Annotated in this window: 1 protein-coding gene; it reads right to left on the reverse strand. The window is 33.0% G+C overall.

What is annotated here, in order from left to right; all coding sequences use genetic code 11:
• Positions 1-53: 53 nt before the first annotated feature.
• On the reverse strand, positions 54-264 hold a 211-nt coding region (locus tag B0E34_RS22835; protein WP_228423111.1), incomplete at its 5' end, for a hypothetical protein.

Genomic DNA, 264 nt, shown 5'->3' on the forward strand with positions numbered 1-264 from the left:
AAAAAACAAAAGAAAACAAAATAAAAAAAATTAATCACAAAGAATACATTCTTTTAGCAAAATAGATTATAAATAAAATCACCCAATATAAATAAAAAAAAAATACAGACGATGACGACCGGCTGACCGTCAAAGTTCGGACGGCTTTTGGCCTTCTGCGCATTAAAAGGGAGATTCCGGTGATTAAAATCAACCAGGAGGATATGACCGTTGATGTGAAAGAACAGACGAATTCGGCTCTGAAAAAAGATAAAAACAACAGAT

The organism is Chryseobacterium mucoviscidosis (assembly GCF_002177115.1).
Lineage (GTDB): Bacteria > Bacteroidota > Bacteroidia > Flavobacteriales > Weeksellaceae > Chryseobacterium > Chryseobacterium mucoviscidosis.